Source organism: Gracilibacillus suaedae (genome assembly GCF_017599345.1).
In the GTDB taxonomy this organism is placed as follows: Bacteria; Bacillota; Bacilli; order Bacillales; family Amphibacillaceae; genus Gracilibacillus; species Gracilibacillus suaedae.
On the sequence record NZ_JAGFVL010000006.1, the window covers coordinates 101,322 to 123,055 of the forward strand.

General features: G+C 37.1%; 12 protein-coding genes. 10 read left to right on the forward strand and 2 right to left on the reverse strand.

From position 1 onward, the window contains the following. Positions 1 to 8: 8 nt before the first annotated feature. Entirely contained in the window at positions 9 to 1,385 is a 1,377-nt protein-coding gene (locus J5J03_RS00780) for a glycosyltransferase family 2 protein (RefSeq protein ID WP_208585642.1), read from the reverse strand. Beyond that, positions 1,376 to 2,257, reverse strand: coding sequence for a glycoside hydrolase family 16 protein (locus J5J03_RS00785; RefSeq protein ID WP_208585643.1), 882 nt, complete (start codon positions 2,255 to 2,257; stop codon positions 1,376 to 1,378). The genes J5J03_RS00780 and J5J03_RS00785 overlap by 10 nt, the downstream gene beginning before the upstream one ends. Before the next feature lie 339 nt (positions 2,258 to 2,596). On the opposite strand from J5J03_RS00785, the gene gloA2 reads away from it, so the two are divergent. The 10 genes from gloA2 to J5J03_RS00835 all read left to right on the forward strand — a co-directional run bounded on the left by gloA2 (position 2,597) and on the right by J5J03_RS00835 (position 21,717). After that, entirely contained in the window at positions 2,597 to 2,980 is a 384-nt protein-coding gene (gloA2, locus tag J5J03_RS00790) for an SMU1112c/YaeR family gloxylase I-like metalloprotein (protein WP_208585644.1), read from the forward strand. A gap of 302 nt (positions 2,981 to 3,282) precedes the next feature. Beyond that, positions 3,283 to 4,257: an NAD(P)H-quinone oxidoreductase gene (locus tag J5J03_RS00795; protein WP_208585645.1), complete on the forward strand. Its 975-nt coding sequence runs from the start codon at positions 3,283 to 3,285 to the stop codon at positions 4,255 to 4,257. 909 nt (positions 4,258 to 5,166) lie between these two features. Continuing rightward, positions 5,167 to 11,034, forward strand: a complete 5,868-nt coding sequence (locus J5J03_RS00800) for a pullulanase (RefSeq protein ID WP_231710537.1) — start codon at positions 5,167 to 5,169, stop codon at positions 11,032 to 11,034. Between the two features lie 472 nt (positions 11,035 to 11,506). Beyond that, positions 11,507 to 12,364 (forward strand): D-amino-acid transaminase, encoded by an 858-nt coding sequence (gene dat / locus J5J03_RS00805; RefSeq protein ID WP_208585646.1) that lies wholly within the window; start codon positions 11,507 to 11,509, stop codon positions 12,362 to 12,364. Between the two features lie 46 nt (positions 12,365 to 12,410). Beyond that, positions 12,411 to 14,402, forward strand: a complete 1,992-nt coding sequence (locus J5J03_RS00810; protein WP_208585647.1) for an O-antigen ligase family protein — start codon at positions 12,411 to 12,413, stop codon at positions 14,400 to 14,402. A 261-nt stretch (positions 14,403 to 14,663) separates the two neighbouring features. Continuing rightward, positions 14,664 to 16,400: a sensor histidine kinase gene (locus J5J03_RS00815; RefSeq protein ID WP_208585648.1), complete on the forward strand. Its 1,737-nt coding sequence runs from the start codon at positions 14,664 to 14,666 to the stop codon at positions 16,398 to 16,400. Continuing rightward, the gene (locus J5J03_RS00820) at positions 16,397 to 17,797 is read left to right on the forward strand and encodes a response regulator transcription factor (protein ID WP_208585649.1); all 1,401 of its coding nucleotides are present in this window, start codon (positions 16,397 to 16,399) and stop codon (positions 17,795 to 17,797) included. Before J5J03_RS00815 ends, J5J03_RS00820 begins: the two co-directional genes overlap by 4 nt. A 152-nt stretch (positions 17,798 to 17,949) precedes the next feature. Further along, positions 17,950 to 19,644, forward strand: coding sequence for an extracellular solute-binding protein (locus J5J03_RS00825; RefSeq protein ID WP_208585650.1), 1,695 nt, complete (start codon positions 17,950 to 17,952; stop codon positions 19,642 to 19,644). 273 nt (positions 19,645 to 19,917) lie between these two features. Next, entirely contained in the window at positions 19,918 to 20,808 is an 891-nt protein-coding gene (locus tag J5J03_RS00830; RefSeq protein ID WP_208585651.1) for an ABC transporter permease, read from the forward strand. A gap of 18 nt (positions 20,809 to 20,826) precedes the next feature. Next, positions 20,827 to 21,717 (forward strand): carbohydrate ABC transporter permease, encoded by an 891-nt coding sequence (locus tag J5J03_RS00835; protein ID WP_208585652.1) that lies wholly within the window; start codon positions 20,827 to 20,829, stop codon positions 21,715 to 21,717. Positions 21,718 to 21,734: the final 17 nt, after the last annotated feature.

Consider the following 21,734-nt stretch of genomic DNA (forward strand, 5'->3'; position numbering starts at 1 on the left):
GAACACTCCTATATGGTATTTTTATTCAGTGAAATTTTCGATACAGTTGGCTGTTGACTATGTTTAATACGCTTAGAAACATACCAGCTGTTTTTGTTTTTGAAATAAAGAATTGTCCCCGTTGTGACAAACAACAAGCCTAACAACCGATAAGTAATTGCCTCGAAAGGTATAAATAACAGTACTTTTAATAACTGTCTACCGGAGTAGTTCATTCCAAACCTTGCTCCGACTATAACCATTACAATACCTTGATAGATTGCTAGAAAGATGGCTACAGTGAAAAGCGCGGCTGCTACCATATAACCATTAATGTAAATAAGCAAAGTAATCGGGATGAGTATGGTTGGAAATGCACTCAACGTCCCTAACAGGAACGAATCAAAAATCAAAAAGAAGGATGCACTAAAACCCAAATGACGAAATAAAGATTTCTTAAAGTGCAAGATACAATCAATAAATGCTTTTTGCCAGCGAATTCTCTGATTATAAAGGTCTTTAAATGTTTCTGGACATTGGGTGTAACAGATTGCTTGTGGGATAAATGTTAGTTTTCCTTTTTTATACCTATTATTCGTCTTCATTAATTTGTGAATTTTTAACGTAATGTCCATGTCTTCTCCAACCGTTTTACGATAACCATTCGCATCAAATAGTGCCTGCTTTCGAAATGCTCCAAAAGCGCCAGCAATAACTGTGATCGAATTGAGTTTTGCCTGTGTAAATTTATGGAGATAAAAAGATGTCAAATATTGAATAATTTGGTATCGGACAAGACCTCTCAACTTAAAGGTTGGTCTCGGTTTAAGAATACTGCCACGAAAACCTTGTTGGATTTGTACTAATCCACCAGCAGCAATAATATTCTTATCTTCAAAGGATGAATTAATGGCGCTTAGCGAATCTGGATCAAGAATACTGTCAGCATCCAACGTTACTACAATTTCTTTCGCAGCATATTCTATGCCTGCGTTCAATGCATCTGCTTTGCCGCCGTTAACTTTATCAATTAGGTATATTTTTGGAAATAGTTCAGAATGGTAGATATCTTTAATCTCTTGATGTGGGATTTTGACAGCAGGTAATTTTTTGAATGTTGGTCTGAGGTCTAATTGATCATTTAAGATTTGTAAGGTTTTATCTTGCGAACCGTCATTTACAAAAATAATTTCGTAATTGTTATAGTTTAAATTGATAATTCCCTGAAGGCAGTTCAAAATAATAGCTTCTTCATTATAAGCGGGGATTACGACACTAATTCCCTTTTCTCTTTTTAATCTAGTTCCTTTGTTTGTTTTGTTGACTGCATAAAGAGGATAGAGAATATAAAGTAATTGAAAGCAAATAAAAAAAATGAATAGAACAAGGGTGATTTTTAATAACATGATGGCTTCACTCCCTTTTGTTGATAAACTCTCACGTAATCTACTTCAAATACTTGTGGGAAAACCGTTGTATTATCAGGACTACCAGGCCATTCCCCACCTATAGCAGTGTTCAAATACAAATACATTTGTTCTTGAGGGATCGATTGGGTGGTTTGGAATCGCTCTATACCATCAATGAACCAGGTGATCGAATCGGGGTTCCATTCGATCGAAAAAGTATGGTAGTCTTGTGAATAATCATCACCTATAAACTGGTCAGAGTTACTTTTCAGCTGTTGATCTTCATCTAACCAATGTTGTACCATCCAAATTTCATTCGGCTTGTGTCCCAGCATTTCCATAATGTCGATCTCAGGTAACCAGGTGTTGTCGATATTTGGCATCATCCAGAAAGCAGGGAAGATACCTTGTCCACTGGGTAGTTTCGCTCGCATTTCAACTTTTCCATATTGGAAATAGAATTTGTCTTTAGAGTGAATCGCTGCCGATGTGTATGATCGCCCCTTATATCGTTGTTTTTTACTGACAAGTTGTAATTTATCATCTGAAACGTTGATATTATGTGGTGTATAAAATTGTAGTTCATTGTTTTTTTGGGAAGCCCAATTTTCGCTGTTCCAAACATCCGTATCTAATTGTTTCTGATTAAATTCGTCTTGCCAAACTAAAATCCAACCATCCTCTTTGTATTTGTTTTTTATTGCTAATTGTTTGGTGAAAGTGTCGATCAGGTTTGGCTTATGAGTGTTTAATCGATAGTCATAAACGGATGCTTTGGTCGTCTTAACTTGTGAATAATGATTCGCTGATGGAAGGCCTGGTAGTATAATTAGCAATAGAAAGAAAATATAAATGGTGAATCTTTTCATCGTTATCACATCCATATTGACATGTTATATATAGAACTGTCGGCGAAATAATTCACGCTTATGTTCTTTATAAAGAACTGCATTAAGTATAGTCTATTTTACCTACAATGAAAAACGTCAAAATTGTTCTTTTTAAAGAATTAGTGGTTGTTTTTGTTCTTTTGAAAGAACATATCGTTCACTTGCTTAAGATTCCATCAATTTCTGTCATTTAAAAGGTTTTTTCTGTTATTCTGAGGAATATTTTGTGTACAATAGGGAAAATGATTCGTTTGTTACGGTACTAAAAATCCATAAAATCCACTGAGAGAATTCTCACTTTTTAAGGAGCGTGTTGTTATGTTTAAAGCTATTCATCATATTGCGGTAATCTGCTCTGATTACCAGGTTTCGAAAGATTTCTATGTTAATAAGTTAGGACTATCGATCATAAAAGAGGTATATCGGAAAGAACGTAATTCTTATAAACTAGATTTGGCTTTACATAATAGATATGTGATGGAGCTTTTTTCTTTTCCGGATCCACCTGAGCGTCCAAGCTTTCCAGAGGCATGTGGTTTAAGACATCTCGCTTTTTCAGTGGAGGATGTAGAAGAGACTGCAGCAGTTCTCGAAGAAAAGGGGATACCAGTAGAAGAGATAAGAGTAGATCCAATCACGAATAAACGTTTCACTTTTTTTCAAGATCCGGATCAGTTACCTATCGAGATTTATGAATGTTAGCGAAAAAACGCATTACTTTAGTGATGTGAGGTGCATGAGGTATAATATATAATGTATCTTCTAAAGGTACAAACTGGATAATAAGGAGCGGTCATATGAAGTTTCTTTCACGAATATTTCGCAGGGAAAATTGTGGTGTTTGTGGGAAGAAGCCTGTTAAGCCAAGTTATTACTACAATGACAAGGATGAAAAAATCCCGGTTTGTTATAAATGTGTAGAATATGCAGAACGAAGAGCATATCGAAAAGCGTAGAGTAAGCTGCTCTACGCTTTTAAAGTAACCTTGACAAGGAGGATAAAAATGAAAGGAATTATAGCGAAAGAACCAGGTGGAGCAGAGCAATTAGTTTATAAGGAAATGCCAGAACCGACATTAGAACCAGGAGATCTATTAATTAAAGTGTACGCTACAGCGGTAAATCGAACGGATATTTTAAATCGTGAAGGCAGATTAGGTTATGCCAAAAATCCGATTATAGGTGTAGAGGTAGCTGGTGAAGTTGCAGAACCTAACGGTCATCCAGATTTTAAAAAAGGTGACAGAGTCATGGGATTAGTGAATGGTGGAGGATATGCTGAGAAAGTAGCTATGCCAGCAGACCGAGCGATGAAGATTCCTGATACCTTAAGTTTTGAAGAAGCAGCTGCAATTCCAGAAGTATTTTTAACTGCTTATCAAACCTTATATTGGATCGCTAACTTACAAGAAGCTGAAACAGTTTTGATTCATGCAGGGGCAAGCGGAGTAGGAACAGCTGCCATACAATTAGCTAAAGTGATATCCAATGCACAAATAATTACAACGGCTGGTTCAGCAGAGAAATTGGATTATTGCCGCAAATTAGGTGCTGATACAGTGATCAATTATAAGCAACAGGATTTTGCTGAGGAAGTATTACAAGCAACTAACCATAAGGGTGTCGATGTAATCCTCGATTTTGTTGGAGCAAGCTATTGGGAGAATAATTATAAGAGTATCGCTGTCGATGGCAGATGGGTACTGATTGGTGTACTGGGCGGCAGTACAGTAAATCAGCTTTCTTTAATGGATTTAATGGCAAAAAGAATTCAATTAACAGGGACATTACTGACGCCAAGAAGTGACGAATATAAAGCAGAACTAAGCAAAGATTTTATCAACAAGTTATTCACCTATTTTGAACAAGGAAAAGTCCAACCAGTAGTCGACATTACTTTTCCGATTACTGAAGCAGCTGCGGCTCATCAACATATGGAAGCTAACAAAAATATCGGTAAAATCATTTTGAAAGTCTGAGTTATAGGACGAATTTGTGCCACAAGTATTTTTTATAAGTTAAGAAAGTCGCGAAGTAGTTTTTGAAATGTTTGATGTATATTTGTAAACGCTCCGACTAATTACTTCGCTATGAGCAGGTCCAACAATTCTTGTGATAAGTAATAGGTTGACTTTTTTACAATGGAAAAAGAGAAAATCGCTAACCGTGAGTATAAAAGCAGCTGTGTTACTTCCTGCTAGTGTTGTAGAGCAGATCTTAACGAAGGCCGTTCATTTCCACTCCTGTGGGAATTGTTTGCCCTGAAGATCCACTTTTTCGAGCGGGTTTTGCTCAAAAAAGTTAGCTGAAGGGCAACCCCCACGGAAAGGGAAGTGGGCAGCCGGAGTGGTGGTCAAGCAGTTGATATTATTCCATAATAGCCACTAGAGGAAGCGTAAATCTTGAACAATTTTGTGATAAGGACTGAGCGAATTGCTCAGTATTCTTATTATTTGTGATTCCATATCATGGAAAGGTGCTTTTGTTTTGTGAAAAATAGATTAGTGAAGTGAATGACTGATAAAAAAGTTCCAAGTATCGGAACTTTTTTGTGTTAGATCAGAAAGATCATAATGGTGCAATCATTGACTTCGAGTAATTAAATATTTATCACAAAAACCTAGCATTTTCATAGATATATTTCCCTGTTAATCCACCTTTACAAGGAAATCTTATAGTTTCATCTAGCAGTTTTTTTGATTTCATATTTCTAGTTCGGTATTAATGGTTGCGATTTCATTTCGGGTATTGTATATTGATAAAGAAAACGTTTGCACTAATTTTATTAAAATTAAGTGCAATATTTTTTGGAACAATAATGCAAACGTTTTCGTAAAATTGCATTATTTTTGCGCAGATATTGCACAAAAAAGAGGAGGAATGATTTGTTGGCTAGTAAAAGAGCAAGAAAACCGTTAGTGCTTTTGATGGTGGTAGTTATGTTTTTTAGTTTATTTACTGGGTTTGCACCGAGTCAGTCACTTGAAGCAGAGGAAAATGATTCAAACTCCATTGAGGATGGTCACTTGCGTATTCATTATGATTATGCTGACTATGATCTTAACAACATTGGCGTTTGGTTATGGGGAGATGTAACAACCCCATCTGACGAGGCAAGTGAATGGCCGAATGGGACTTGGTTTGAAGATGGTGGAACAGATGATTATGGCGCGTATATAGATGTTGAAATCAAACAAGACGCAGCAAACATCGGACTTGTCGTGAATAACCGAGCAGGAGAAAACTTGACAGATGACATCTCGATCGATATTATATCCGAGCACATGAACGAGGTATGGCTTACAACTGATGGTCAAGTGTACTTTTATGAGCCGGAAGATTTAGAAGAAAATGTATTAAGAGTTCATTTTGCAACAGATGCAGACTCCTATGAACCATGGGGAGTATGGACTTGGGGGGACGTAATCGATGCGTCGGAAACATGGCCAACGGATGCTCGGCCTTTTTCAGATCAACAAGTTGGACCATATGGAGCTTATGTTGATATTCCACTGATAGAAGACCCTAGTTCCATTGGCTTTCTGCTTGTGAAAAGGGATGATTCGGGTGAGCAGACTACTGATATGAGCTTTAATGATCTGAACAATCATCGTCAAATTTTCTTAAAAGAAGGTATCGAAGGATATTTTACCAATCCTTATTATGCCTCGACAGAAGAGGTGGAAGAGGAACCGGAAGAAAGTGAGGGTGAACATGATATCAGCGTAGAAGGCTCGGTAAATCGTGATTTTACGTATAATGAACATGCGGTCCTTTCGCTAGATATTACCAATAATTCAGAGAAAGAAATCGACTCGATTTATGCAGATACGACAGCTCTAGGTGGCGAGGAACGTCTTACGATTTCACCAGCGTTAAACGAAGTCACATTATCTGTCCGGCATGATGTCGAACCTGGTGAAAAAACAATCCCAGTAACAGTAGTAGACGAAGATGGTGGTGCTTATAAGACAGAAGTAACTGCTACAGTTAGTGAACGAGATGTTTCAAGAAGTAATCTCGATTGGGATGAATCAGTCATCTATTTTATGTTAACAGATCGATTTTATGACGGTAATCAAGCAAATAATGACCCTTATGGTTTAAACTATGACAGTTATGATAATAATCGTGGGACCTATCAGGGTGGCGATTTTAAAGGAGTTATGGATAAGTTAGATTACTTAGAGGATTTAGGTGTCAATACCATTTGGATTACACCGATTGTAGAAAATATCGGATATGATGTGAATTATAATACATCTGAAGGCTCCTATTTCGGATACCACGGTTACTGGGCGAAAAACTTTGAAGAATTAAATCCACACCTTGGAACATTAGAAGAATTTCATGCACTTATTGACGCAGCTGCTGATCGAGATATGAAGATTATGGCAGATGTTGTATTAAATCATCCTGGTTATGGCTTAAAAGAATCGTTAACAAATGCGCCTCCTGGCTATCCAACTGATGAAGACCGAGCTCGTTTTGATGGAATGTTACGTGATCGTTCCGGTTCCGGTGATGAAAAAATGGAGTTATCTGGATTACCGGATTTCAAAACAGAAGAAGTGCAAGTTCGTGAACAGCTTGTTGAATGGCAAAGGAATTGGATTTCAAAATCTACAACAGCAAATGGAAATTCATTAGCCTATTATCGTGTTGATACGGTGAAACATGTCGATGGTACAACATGGCAGCATTTCCGTAATGAATTAACCAAGGAAAAGCCAGATTTTCAACTGATCGGCGAAGCATGGGGAGTGGGTCAACACGATGATCAAGGTTATCTTCGTTCCGGAATGATGGATTCCCTATTAGACTTTGAATTCAAAGGAACAGCTACCAATTTTGTTAACGGTAATCTGGAAAGTGCCAACGAAACACTTATCGCAAGAAATAAAACGATTGATAACACTGCGATGCTTGGTCAATTTTTAGGCAGTCATGATGAAGACGGCTTCTTATACAGTCTTGGAGGTGACAAAGGCAAATTTAAGGTGGCAGCGTCTTTACAGATGACAGCAAAAGGACAGCCAGTTATCTATTATGGAGAGGAATTAGGTCAATCTGGAGCAAATAATTGGCCGGAGTATGATAATAGATATAATTTAGATTGGAAAAGTGTGGAAGATAATGAAATACTGGCTCACTATCAATCGATTTTATCATTCCGAGAAGATTATTCTGATATTTTTGCTAAAGGATCACGCCAGAAAATAACGGGGTCTGATCAGGAACAATTCCTCGTATTTGAACGTGCTTATCTAGATGACAATGTCTATGTTGGTCTAAATGTTGCGGAAGAATCACAAAGCGTCACACTAAAAGTAGATCAAGCATCAACAACCATAACAGATCATTATCAAGATAAAACATATCAAACGACAGAAAACGATGCAGGTGAATTTGTGATTACAGTAGATATCCCTGCAATGGATGATGGTGGCACGATTTTGCTAACCGTCAATAACGGAAATATTCTATCGGGTGAAGCAACGGAGAAGCCAAGCGAACAGCCAGAAACAGAGGAAATACCAGAGGGGCATTTACGTGTCCATTTCCCGGGAAATAACGAAAATTTTGACGAATTAGGATTATGGGTTTGGGAAGATGTAGCAACCACATCAGAAGATAGAGAAGCTTGGCCGAATGGAGCTTTGCCGTTTGAAGAGGAAAATCAAACAGAATATGGACGATTCGTTGATGTGGAATTGGCAGAGAACGCAGAACAAGTGGGAATGCTGATTAATCATACAAATGGTGACAATTTATCTGGTGATATCATGGTTGACATTCTTTCATTGGATATGAACCAGGTTTGGATTACAGAGGATTATCAAGTTTTTTATTATGAACCACTTGATAATCAAGGGGAGATTCGTGTGAATTTCTATCAGGAGGAAGGTTCTTATCAGGATCTTGGCCTTTGGACGTGGGGAGATGTTACCCAACCTACAGATAATTGGCCGGATGGTGCCCATTCTTTATCCGATCAACGAATAGGAATGAAAGGATCTTATGTAGATCTTCCCTTAATAGAGAAGCCGAGTCAAATCGGCTTCCTTTTCTTAAACAAAGAAACCGATTGGCAGTCTAAAGATTTTACGTTTGAAGATTTGGCTGATCATAGTCAGATCTTTGTACGAAAAGGCGATAATACCGTTTATACGAATCCTTACTTTGTTAAAGAAGAAGGACTAGTAAATGCAGAGGTATTGTCAGATCAAAAGATTGAACTCAGATTTACATCTTTGGCTGGCTTATCAGAAGAAGCGTTAGTTGAGGATCTAGAAGTTAAAGATATAGAGGATTCGGAGGTACCGGTAGAATCGGTTGATATTTCTGAAGGAGACAACCTTGTTATCGTCAACGGCGATTTTGACCTAGAAAAGGCACCTTTTACTATCACACATCATAACCGTAGTGTCATTGCATCAATTGGCTGGCGCTTAAAAGATGAAATGTATGGTTATGATGGTGAGTTAGGCTTAGAAGTTCAGGATCAATCCAATGTGACCTTGAGAGTATGGTCACCAAGTGCAGATCAAGTCTCTGTTGTCCTTTACGATAAAGACGATCCGAAGCAAATCATAAAAGATGATATCGAGATGACACGTGGTGAAAAAGGGATATGGGAAGTAGAGTTAAACCAAGACAATACACATTTAGATAACTTAATCGGTAACTATTACCATTTTGCCATCGAACGAGACGGTGAAACGGTTTTAACATTGGACCCATATGCAAAGTCCATGGCAGCATGGAATAGCAGTGATTCGGATAGTGGTGTTGGTAAAGCTGCCATTGTAGATCCAAGCACTATCGGACCAGAATTGGACTATGCGGATATTGAAGGATTTGACAAAAGAGAAGATGCAATCATTTATGAAATCCATGTTCGTGACTTTACTTCCGATCCAAGTATCGATGAAGAACTGGAGTCTAAGTTCGGAACGTTTGCTTCCTTTGTCGAAAAGCTGGATTATATTGAAGAACTTGGTGTGACTCATATTCAACTACTGCCTGTCATGAGTTATTACTTTGCTAATGAATTAGATAAAGATCAACGACTACTAGACTATTCTTCAGAAAATAATAGCTATAACTGGGGCTATGATCCGCACAGCTATTTCTCTTTATCTGGTATGTATTCCGAAGATCCGACAGATCCGGAAAAGAGAATAGAAGAATTCAAGCTGCTCATTGATGAGATTCATAGCCGTGGAATGGGAGTTATCCTAGATGTCGTTTACAACCATACAGCACAAGTTCATATTTTCGAAGATTTAGAACCAAATTATTATCATTTTATGAATGCAGATGGAACACCACGGGAAAGCTTTGGTGGTGGCCGCTTAGGTACAACACATAAAATGGCTAGACGGATTTTAGTTGATTCGATCAGCTATTGGGTGGATGAATTTAAAGTAGATGGCTTCCGTTTCGACATGATGGGGGATCATGATGCAGAGAGTATTCAAATCGCATATGATGAAGCTAAAGCACTTAATCCGAATATTTTGATGATTGGGGAAGGTTGGAGAACGTTTGCTGGAGACGAAAATTATCCGGATGTTCAGCCTGCTGATCAAGATTGGATGCAAGATACCAATAGTGTGGCATCCTTCTCAGATGAATTCCGTAATGAATTGAAATCTGGCTTTGGCAGTGAAGGACAACCACGTTTTCTTACTGGTGGAGCACGACATATACAAACAATTTTTAACAATCTAACAGCAAATCCAGGTAATTTCATCGCTGATGATCCAGGGGATGTCGTGCCATATATTGCAGCACATGACAATTTAACCTTACATGATGTCATTGCCCAATCGATAAAAAAGGACCCGAAAGATTATGCCGAAGAGATCCATAGTCGTATTCGATTGGGAAATCTGATGGTTTTAACTTCACAGGGGACACCTTTCATTCATGCTGGACAGGAGTATGGACGTACCAAACAGTTCCGCCATGAAGATTACCAAACAGAAGTAGCAGAGCCGCCATACAAATCAACATTCTTAACAAGTGAAAATGGTGAACCTTTTGAATATCCGTATTTTATTCATGATTCCTATGATTCGACAGATGCGATCAATAAATTCGAATGGGAAAAGGCGACAAATCAAGAAGCATACCCAATTGAGACGACAACAGTAGCTTATACGAAAGGTTTAATCGAATTGCGTCGTTCAACAGATGCATTTCGTCATGCGACAAGGGAAGAGGTTCGTGATAATGTGTCACTGGTCAAAGCTCCGGAAATAGCGGAGGAAGACTTGGTAATTGGATACCGTGCCGATGATTCAAGTGGGGAAGAAACGTATTATGTTTTTGTTAATGCAGATAGTGAGGAACGACACCTTACATTAGCAGAAGATCTTACAGCAGGTGAAGTGATTGTCGATCGTGCTCAAGCAGGAACAACGACCATTACTGATCCAGAAGGAGTATCTGTTAATGAAGATAGTATTAAACTTGCTCCATTAACTTCAACAGTAATACGGATTACCAATCAAGAAGAACCACCAACCGAAACAGATCAAGGGAAGCAGGCTGATGGAAATGGTTCTAATGATGAGTCGAATTCTTCAGCACCTGAAATAGATGAGGAATCATCTGAGGATTCTGGTGATATAGATCGATCAGAACTGCCAGACACAGCAACCAGCACATACAACTATCTTCTATTCGGACTAATTCTACTTCTGTGTGCAATAGGGATCCTAATTTATAAACGGAAAAAAGACTAGATCGCTAATTTACATGCTAAAAGATTAACAAAGTGTAGCAAAAAAGGATGCGAGAAATGCCAGAATGGCAGCTCGCATCTTTTGAAAAGAAAGCATTTAACTAGCTCTGATAAATGTTGTAGAAAATAATTCAGTGGAGGCCGCCACTTCAACTCTTGTGGGAATCGTTTGACCTGAAAATCCACTTTTTTGAGCGGTTGTTGCTCGAAAAAGTTAGCTGAAGGACAAACCTCACGGAAAGGGAAGTGGGCAGCCGGAGCGATGGTTATACGGTCTATATAAATCATAATGGCTTCTATACGAGTCGCAGATCAACTTAGCAATTAGTGATAAGGTCTGGGCGGGTTTTTAAACATCAGGATAAGTCCCTATAATGATGCTCCCCCATATAGAAGAACTTCAAATTTTTGTTTTCGTTCCGCTCTTTCAACGTATTCATATGTTAAAATAATACAATAAAGGGGGAATGAAAATGATTGGTTATATGTTGTGGAACAATGAAATAGTGGAGCGTAAATCAGAAAATGCAATGGTTTCTTTTGAAGACCGTGGCTATCAATTTGGTGACGGTGTTTATGAAGTTATTCGCATATATGATGGAAAGCTTCATGCTTTGGATTGGCACTTAGATCGTTTGTTTTATTCGATGGAACAATTAGCAATTCGGGCACCATTTTCCCGTTCAGAAATAAAGCAATTATTAAAGCAACTTACCGAAAAAAATAATTTTACGGTTGATGGCAAACTCTATTTGCAAGTAACAAGAGGTATGCAGCCTCGAGATCATGTTTATATGGAAGAATTAGATGCGATTTTCTATGCGACGGTTGACCGTTTTGATCAGCCAGTAGAAATGTGGGGAAAAGGGGTTAAGGTTACATTGCAAGAGGATATTCGCTGGCTCCGTTGTGATATTAAGTCATTGAATTTACTAGGTAATGTGCTTGCACGAACAAAAGCACAGCGCAATGGCTATCATGAACCGCTTTTTCATCGCGATGGCATTGTTCGTGAATGTGGTGCTTCTAATTTTTATATGATTAAAGATGGTGTGATACATACACATCCAACCAATCACTATATACTTGGTGGTATCACAAGGAAAAAAGTTCTGATGTTTGCTGAAGAATTAGCTATCCCTGTTGAAGAAAGAGAAATAGCAGTGGAGGAATTACAAGAGGCTGATGAATGTTTTCTTACGGCAACTCCCTTAGAAATAGTACCGATCACACAAATAGATCATCAGCCTATCCATCATAATCAGATAGGGGAAATAACGAAAAGATTGCAGCAATATTATCGAAAACGAGTATACGATTTTCTAGAATAACGGGACATTTCCACTGTCCCGTTGATCCAATTGATGGAGGTTTCTGATGCGTTGGTTCTTCTTTGTTTTGCTTTCGCTACTATTTATGGTTGCTCCTTTACAACAGGGCTTGTATTTTGATTCAGATTTTTATATGGTACATATTTTTATTTACTCGCTTACCTTTTTGTTGATGTTAAGAGTGTTGTATGATCGGGATTTCACTACTTGGAGTGACCTTTTGTTTATCTTAATTATTCCAATATGCTATCTCATCTCATTAATTCAAGCTAAGCATCCCGAAGGTGCGTTTAATATGGTCTTTCGTTGGACTACTTATATTAGTTTTTTCTATTTATTGTATTGGAGTATCAACAAACATCCTAAAATAAGACAGCTTGCTCCTTATATTTATTATGCTACTGGTGTCCTGATTACTGTCCATATGTTACTTAATCAATTCGGATTGTTAAATGATCCAGGGGCATTTATCAAAGATCGATTTGCTGGTGTCTTTCAATATCCGAATACGTTTGGCATGGTTATGATTGCTTTCTATATGTTTGGGTTAGTTATGTTGCTTAATAAAAGGCAAAATTGGCGAGGGATATTCTTTTACTCTTTTCCGTTAACTGCTTTTATCGCAGCTTTTCTAGAATCCTATTCAAGAGGTATGTATCTTATTTTTCCGATTGTCTGGTTGATCGGAATTTGTTGTTTCTCGTTTCAACATCAATTACGTTATACTCTATATACTATGATAACCATGTTGAGCGGAATGTTGGTATTTATCCTTTTACAAAAAGGAAATATGTTTCTGACGGGTATCAGCATCGTTGTACTGTCTTTACTATCCTTTTTGGTAATTTGGTGGATTTATCAGCTAGATTTAAACGTTAGACTGAAAAAGTTTCATCGAGGTATTTTACCTGTAATCGTCATTGTTTTTGGTATTTTGTTTGGGTTCGATCTAGCTAATCAAGGATTGATATATAAGCAACTGCCTGCCAATCTGCAAGAAAGGATGGCAAGTATTATTGATAGTTCGACGGCAAGAGAAAGAGTGCTTATTGTAGAAGATGCAATGGAAGCGAGTTTGGATGCCCCTTTGATAGGGCAAGGGGGAAAAGCCTGGGAATCTATCTATCGTAATTATCAGCAATTACCTTATCAATCTAAGAAAATACATAATGAATATATCGAAGTAATCCTAGATATAGGGTATCCCGGATTTTTAATCACGATTAGTATTCTAGCTTATCTCATCCTCCGCATATGGCAAACTATGCGTTGTGCAGATGATAGATCGATTTATCTTGCGATTTTATTAAGCTTAGCTACGATTTTGGCTCACAGCTTTATCGATTTTAACTTGGCTTTTGGATTTGTTGTCTTTATGATTTTCTGGTTAATTGCTATGGGTTTAAAAACAATTGCTGAACCAAAGCGACTGAAAAAATGGCCACTCTATTCATTAGGGATATATGCAGTCATTTTGTTATTTGCCTTAACCTTTGCTTATCGCTTTATGCAAGCAGATGTTTCATATCAAAAAGCTATGAATACCGATAATCTAAAAGAACGTGAACAGTATCTGAAGGAGGCAATAAGTTATAATCGATTTGATACAGAATACTGGTATAAGCTAAGTGATACGTTAACCAATCAAAAGGATCAAAGGAAGACAAAAAATGCGATATATCAAATGGTAGCGTTGGAACCGATGAATTCGCAAGTGATCTATCAATCCGGCGTATTACTAGAAAAAATTAATGAAAAGAGGGACGCATTACATCAATATAGGAATGCATTAGAATTGGACCCGTTTGATTTGAGAATTTATCAAGGGATTATCCACCTTTCTGTTGACTTGGCTGGGGAACATAAAAGTAATAGGTATGCAAAGATTGCGATCGAAACCTATGAAAGTATGTTAAATGAATATGAACAATTTGAAAAGAACCCAATTGGACAAGATCACAATAGGCGCGGATTTGAAATGACGGATGCCATAGAGGAAGATATAGTGAAGGCGAAAACTTTACTTTCTCATGAATAGCAAGTTATCTGTTGTGGAAGCGCGAATTAGAATATTTCTACACGATAGTATCACTTAACTAAAAGCATCGAGTAGTTATATCTAGTACATCCTTTTGTTATAGAGTTATTGTAGAAGCCTAATTCCCCCCTCTGGAAATTAGGCTCTTGTATTTTTGTGATATTCTTTTCGAAACCATACTACCTTGAATAAACATTTAAAAGATGCTATTGTAATGATACTTTTATGTAATCGCTATCATAAAAAGGAAGGTGGTATGATTTGAAACGATGGTTTAGTAGAGTGATTTCTTTTTTTGAGAGGTTAAGTTTGAAAAGCAGAATTTCTTTAGTGTTTGCTTTAAGTACTTTTTTGCTGCTCATGTTTACGATCATGTTTTCCTATCAATCGATGTCGAATATTCTAACGAATAAATTACATGCTACCTTCAATAGTAATTTACAACAAATCCGCTTATCAATGGAAAATACAATAGAAGATTTAAACTATGTTGCACAACAAATTGCTTTCTCAGAAAACCTCACCTTTAAGTTGGATGATTATTTACACTCATCTCCGTCCTACGATAGAGTCAAAGTTTATGAGGATATTAAAAATGAGTTGAATGTAATTCAGTTTAGTAATCCCAGCATTGGCTTATCCTTACTTTATTTAAAAGAAAATGATCAGTATCTTTTTTATAACCATGGCGTAAAAGATGAATTCTCTTTAGACCACGAACCATTATTGAATGAAGGATACAATATGCATACATATGGTCCGCATATAAGCATGGAACAGTATAAAGATATGTATGTCCTGTCTGTTTCAAGGAAATTGGATGTTAATTATGCTGATGACATTTATATTTATTTGGAATCAAACCTTGATTTAACGAATGATCTTTTAGATGTAGATAATGTATTGAATCACGCTGATTACATAATTTTAGATGATACGAGGCATATCATATATAGTGAAAATGATACTTTTCCATTCAATAGCTCTTTTAATGGTAATGATAAGGGGTATGGCAAGAATAATGGATTCTACTGGTTTGAGGAGCCTACGGAAAAAGGATGGAGTATTATCGCGTTAATACCTATTTCAGAGTATAACGAGGAAATGAATCAATGGGTCATTTTAATGATTTATATTGCGATTCTTTTTGTATTTATCAGTCTGGTAGTTTCACTGTTATTATGGAAAACACTTTACAAGCCTTTAAACGAATTCCGTCATGAAATAAAATTAATGGGCAACAACAATTTTCATTCGGAAATTGTTCATACCAAAATACCCGAGTTTGTTGATTTAATAAAGCGATTTCGTAATATGAGAGTACAAATTGTCAGTCTGATTCAGGAAATCGAACAAAAAGAAAGAAAACGTGCTGACTTAGAAGTGGAGAAATTAAAGCATCAAATCAATCCTCATTTTTTAATGAATACGTTAGATACAGCTAAATGGCTAGCTATTTCTGGAGACAAGAAGGAGCTTACCGGTTTATTAACCTCACTGAATAAATTACTCTATTACAATATGGGAAAACTAGGGGTACTGTCGACACTGGAAGAAGAGTTAGATTCGATGAAGCAATATTTAATGTTGCAGCAAATTCGGTATGATTTCGAATATGTAACACATATAAATGTCTCCGAAGAAGTCTTACAAGCTCCTGTTCCAAGGTTCATTCTTCAGCCACTAGTGGAGAATTCACTGTATCACGGACTTGTCGATGAAGGAATCATTGCAATTAGCATTCATCTTGAAGAGGAGATTATTGTTATCGAAGTCCGCGACGATGGCAGAGGAATGTCGAGAGAGAAAATGAATGAAATTTTACACAATCAATCATTTAAACAATCAAAGAATGGCATGGGGATTGGCTTGAACTATGTGAAGAGAATGATGGAAAGAACATATGGAAACTATGCAGAGATTGAAATGGATAGCATCGTTGGGAAAGGAACGGTCGTCCGGTTACGAATACCATATATAAAGGGGGATATCAAATGATTAAAGTGTTAATAGTGGAAGATGACAAGTTAGTTAGAAAGAGTCTCATCACTTCCTTTCAATGGGAACAATTTGACATGGAGATAGTTGGAGATGCGAAAAATGGGGAAAAAGCTTTGACGTTTATAGAAGAACACGCTGTCGATTTAATGATTACCGATTTAGCAATGCCCATTATGTCTGGAATCGAACTGATCAGGATTGTTAAAGAAAGATATCCAGAAATCTTTATTGTCGTACTTTCTTTACATCAGGATTTTGAGTATATACAAGAAGCTATGCGATTAGGAGCCATTGATTATATAGCTAAAATTGAATTAGACGGGAATGACATGGATGATATTCTCGTGCGTATTCAGCACAGGATCGAACAAGAGATGGTAAAGCAATCATCTATGTCAAATGCTGAGGAAGCAACAATCACTAGTGGATATGCTATGATTTCCACAAAAATATTTGCTGTAGAACAAGCATTAAATGAGTTTCTTAATAGCGAAGATATATGTAAATGGAATGATTATTGTCTACTGGTAAAGAGCGATACACTAACCCCAGAGAATATTATACAGCAAACACTGGATACGGAGTACGATATCCGCCCATTACTTCTTGTTTATCCAGAAACAGAAGCGGATTTCAACGACATGAAGGAATGGACAGTTCTTGATCACCAACAGTTATTATTTTATGAAGTGAGCCAGGATCAACCAATAGCAGTAAAGCCATTTCGCAATTTGTACAAACCATTAGAAGTAAGCAAGCAACAACTGGAGAGTTGGAAGGAAAGGATCATTTCATCAGATTGGATAGCAAGTAAACAGAATGTCACTGATTTATTAAGTGATTTATATACAACTGGCTTTTCGATCAATCAAATAGAAGAATTATTATCGTCGCTCGTTAACGAATATAAGCAGATTTATCGAGATGTTCTCCCTAAAAAGATCCATGCCCCTATTAAAGTAAAGTATTGGTCTGATGTGGAACAGTGGTTTAAACAATCTCAACGTGTTATGTATATAACTTTATTTAGCCCGGCGTATTCTCCTGAGACCAATCAATGTATTTTAAATGCGATAGCTATTATAGAACGTGAGCTTTCTTCACCTTTGACAGCCCAATATGTTTCGGAACAAGTAAATATGAGTAGGAGTTATTTTTCAACCTGTTTTAAAGAAATAATCGGTGAAACCTTTAACGAATATGTTCGGATGGCCAGAATTAGTAAAGCAAAAGATTACTTACTGTATACAAGAGAAAAGATAGCAGTTATTTCAGAAAAGGTTGGCTATACGGATATGAAATATTTCAGTAAAATATTTCGTCAGGAGACGGGACTCTTACCAAGTGAATATCGAAAATTAAACAAAAAGGGGTCAAATGTTTCTATGTTGTAAGGGAAATGTTGTTTCCCGTTATAAAGGAAAATAGAGAAGGTTTGGATAGTACAAATACCACCTTTTTTTCGAAACAACCCTCTTATTGAATACGCTTACATTATTGATATGATTATATTGAAAACTAAAATTCAAGGAAAGAGGGGAAAAGGATGCTAAGAAAGTACTTATTTTTATTATTATTTGTGTTAGTGTTAGTCGCTTGTTCTGATGATGATGCAAGCTCCAAACCTAGTGATGGCGAAGAAACAGAGACGGAAACTTCTTCAGAACCAGCTGATCCGTTTGGTGCTTACGAAGAAACGCTTACAATTGCCATCGGTCAAGAAGTGGATCCTAGTGATACTAGTTTACAAGATGGTGATACCCCACTCGATAATCAGTACACGAGGCATGTTAAAGAAAATTTAAACATTGAAGTGGAGCATGCATTTACTGCTTCTCCTTCTAACTACGATCAAAAAGTAAGTCTTGCAATCGCTAGTAATGATTTGCCAGATGCGATGGTGGTAGGTCCAGTTGAACTTAGACAGTTAGTAGAAGCTGATCAAATTGCAGACCTGACAGAAATATATGAGAATTATGCATCTCCGGCCATAAAGGAAATTATTGATAGTTCAGATGGAGTTGCACTTGAGAATGTTACATTTGATGGAAAAATGATGGCAATTCCTAATTCACAAGCAAGTGCTGATGGTGTCCATAATTTATGGATCAGAAAAGACTGGCTTGATAATCTTGGTTTAGAGCCACCTAAAACAATCGAAGAATTTAAAGAGGTAGCAAGAGCTTTCGTAGAACAAGATCCTGATGGCAACGGTCAGGATGATACGATTGGTTTGGCTGGGCCAGACACCAGTAATAAACTTTATGCTAACTTTTTAGAATCAACCAACAATTTATATGGTTTTGATGGAATATTTTCAGCGCTCCACGCTTATCCAGGTTATTGGTTGGAAGGAGATGACGGGCAGCCAGTCTACGGTTCCATCTTACCTGAAACGAAAGAGGCTTTATCAGTATTACGGGATATGTACAGCGAAGGGCTAATTGATCCAGAAATGGGTGTTCGAGAGGACTCTGGCGAATCTGTGATAAGTGGAAATACTGGCATGTTCTTTGGACCGTTTTGGATGCCATATGGACCAATTACAGATGCTGTAACGAATAACCCAGAAGCAAATTGGCAATCATATGCACTCCCGCTTGATGCTAATGGAGAATATACACCACATTTAAGTACGACAACCACTCAATTTGTAGTTGTCCGAAAAGACTATGAACACCCGGAAGCTGCGATGAAGATTTTAAATAATTTATTAGCAAATGAATCAGAATTCGATCCTAGTATTGGTGGACCTGGTTACTATCCATTACGTCTTGTGTATGCGCCCGCAGATGAAATGGAAGTAACAACAGTAGCACTAAGAGAAGTGCTTGCAGGAACGAAAGAACCGGAAGATTTCTATGATATGCCCGCCTATAAATTGTTGAAATCTGATGTGGACACGATTCATGAAGTGAAGCTAGAACCATATGACAATATGGATATTGAATATTGGGATCCTGAAGCAAATCTAGGCCAATGGACGAGAGCTTACTCAGCGTTAGTTGGAACCGCTCCATTAGTTGATAATGAAATCAATGGTGTCATGAGCTTAATATATTCTCAGACAGAAACGATGGAGGACAGATGGGTGAACCTGAAAAAATTAGAAGATGAAACATTTCTAAAAATCATTATGGGGACAGAACCACTCGATTCCTTTGATCAATTTGTGGAAAATTGGAAAAGTCAAGGAGGAGAGCAGATTACAGAAGAGGTCGCAGAAGTTGTAAACCAATAATGAAACAGAAAAGGCGGCGAAGTGATTTCGGCGCCTTTCTTAAAAAGGAAGAGTGGACATTTGTTCCGCTATTTGTGACAAAAGTGCTGTTTTAAACCTTTTTGAGGACATCTATTCCGTTATTCACCCAAAATAAAGCAAACTTGTACCTAAAGTAGCTAACTAAGGGATTAGATGTCCGTCAACATCAATAAAAGGGTGTTATCTAAGCAAATAACGCACTAAATGTCCGCCAATACACGGTCTGCTTTTTAAAGAAGGGAGAGATTGTTCATGAAGTCAAAGGGTTTTGCTAAACATTATTATTTCATGCTGATACCTGGCTTCATCTGGTTAACCTTATTCAGTATTGTACCGATGTTCGGTATTATGATTGCTTTTCAAAGCTACAATCCCGGAGCAGGTGTTTTCGGTTCAGAGTTTGTGGGATTAGAAACATTCCGGTATATGTTTGAATTGAGCGATACCGTAAACGTATTTTTTAATACAATCTTTATTGCAATCATGAAAATTATTGGAAATCTTATTGTTCCTTTAGTATTTGCCTTAATGCTTAATGAAGTGAGATATCTGAGGTTAAAAAGGTCGATCCAAACGATTGTTTATTTACCCCATTTTTTATCATGGGTTATTTTGGGTGGAGTATTACTCGATATTTTTGCTTATGGTGGTCCGATCAATCAAATGTTAGGTGCATTTGGAATAGATCCGATTTTATTTTTTGGTAGGGAAGACCTTTTTCCTTTTCTAGTAGTAGGTAGTGATGTTTGGAAGGAATTCGGCTTTAACACAATTATTTATTTAGCAGCATTAACCGGTATCAATCCAGCACTATATGAAGCAGCGGGTATTGATGGTGCATCAAGACTGCGTATGCTTTGGCATGTTACATTACCGGGGATTCGCACTACGGCGGTATTGTTAGCCGTATTAAGTTTAGGAAATGTACTAAATGCAGGGTTTGATCAAATATTTAACTTATATAATCCTCTCGTTTATTCAACGGGGGATATTATCGATACATGGGTTTACCGGGCAGGTTTATTAAATTTGCAGTATGAATTGGCAACGGCTGTCGGCTTATTAAAATCAGTAGCAGGGTTTATTTTAATCAGTTTGTCATACTATCTTGCTTATCGATTTACAAATTATCGGATTTTCTAATGGAAGGGGGAAAAGCATATGTTAAGAAGTAAGTCATTATCTTCCAAAATAGCGGATGTTGTTCTAATTATCATCTTAGTAGCGATTGCGATTACTTGTATTTTACCTTTATGGTATACGTTATCTTTATCTTTAAGCTCCAAGACAGCTGCGGCGGCTGGTGCTGTTGCTTTATGGCCAATTGAATTTAATTTTAATTCTTATCAACAATTATTGCAGGATAGTCAATTTTTTAAATCCTTCTGGATATCAATTCAGCGCGTCGTTTTAGGGGCAGGACTAAACTTTATTATTGTACCACTGATGGCTTATCCTTTATCGAAGACTGTGAAAGATTTTAAAGGACGTAATGTATTAATGTGGACGTTAATTTTTACGATGTTATTTAATGGTGGTTTAATTCCTCTTTATCTTACAGTTAAAGCCTATGGTTTAATGAACAGTATTTGGGCACTAGTGTTAGTTGGCGGTGCACAAACGATTGTGTTTAATATTATTCTTACTATTAACTTCTTTCGAAATCTTCCTTCTTCCCTGGAGGAGGCAGCATTAGTAGATGGTGCCGGACCTTGGTATATTTTAACGAAGGTATTTATTCCACTATCTATTCCGGTTCTTGCTACCGTATCACTCTTTAGTATTGTTTATCACTGGAATGAGTTTTTGTATGGTTTGATTTTTATGACGAGAGAGGAATTCTATCCATTACAGACGTATATTCAACAGCTAGTCGTATCGGTGGATCCATCAACGATGACAGAGGATCAGTACAAACGATTGAGTGAGTTATCCAACCGTACGTTAGATGCTGCCAAAATCTTTATTGCGATGATTCCTGTATTAGTGGTGTATCCATTTTTACAAAGATACTTTATTCACGGTATCACGTTAGGTTCTGTTAAAGAATAACAAAGGAGAGTGACGGA